1 protein-coding gene is annotated in these 995 nt (G+C 58.6%); it reads right to left on the bottom strand.

Translation table 11 applies throughout. From position 1 onward, the window contains the following. Positions 1-19: 19 nt before the first annotated feature. A partial coding sequence (locus B9Z52_RS17475) for an IS66 family transposase (RefSeq protein ID WP_108415118.1) occupies positions 20-995 on the bottom strand: 976 nt, incomplete at its 5' end.

Raw genomic sequence — 995 nt, 5'->3', positions numbered from 1 at the left:
GATCGTGGACACGTAGACACTAAACCGGTCTCCAGCGGTGCGGCAGCAGCTCTTCGATCCTGCTGTTCATGTGCGTCGGCAACCTCGTCAGCACATCTTTGAGGTAAGCATGTGGGTCGTGCCCGTTGAGCTTGGCCGATTGAATCAGACTCATGGCCGCCGCCGCTCTTTGCCCGCCTCGCAGCGAGCCCGCAAAAAACCAGTTGTTCCTGCCAATCGCAATTGGCCTGATTTGGTTCTCGATCCAGTTGTTGTCTACCGGCAATTGGCCATCTTCCAGGAAACGCGTCAACGCCCTCCAGCGACGCAGGCTGTAGTCAATGGCTTTGGCTGTCGCCGAACCTTCGGGTACCTTTTGCCTGCTTTGCACCAGCCACTCGTACAAGGTCTGCACCAACGGCTGGCTTTTGTCTTTCCGTATTCCCAGTCGCTCTTCGCAACTGAGATCTTTGACCTCCCGCTCCACCGCATAGATCTGCGCGATTTGCCTGACCGCTTGTTCGGCAATCTGACTTTGGTTGGCCAGCTGCAAATCGTGGAACTTGCGCCGAGCATGCGCCCAGCAGCCGACCTCGGTGATCTGATCCGACGCATCACCCATGAGTTGTTTGTAGCCACTGAAGTCATCGACCACCAGCGAGCCTCGCCATTCATCCAGGAACGCTTTGGCGTTCGCCCCCGCTCGGCTTTCGCAAAAGTCGTACACCACGGCTTTGATGTCTTCATGCGCTCCGGCCGCGTAGGCCCACAAATACGCTCTGTGTGTTTTGCCATCGCGCAGGCTCGCCGGTTTGAGCATGCGCACCGGGGTTTCGTCAGCGTGGATCACGCTGCGGCTCAGAATGTCGCGCTTCAAAGCGTCCACCAGCGGCTGCAGCTCAACCCCGCAGCTGCCCACCCATTGGGCTAACGTTGATCTGGGGATCGCCACACCAGCTCGGCCAAAGATGGCTTCCTGGCGGTACAGCGGCAGGTGGTCGGCAAACTTGTTCACC

Origin of the sequence: Limnohabitans sp. Jir72 (assembly GCF_003063575.1) — a bacterium.
In the GTDB taxonomy this organism is placed as follows: Bacteria; Pseudomonadota; Gammaproteobacteria; order Burkholderiales; family Burkholderiaceae_C; genus Limnohabitans_A.
This window is presented reverse-complemented; position numbering and strand designations above follow the sequence as displayed.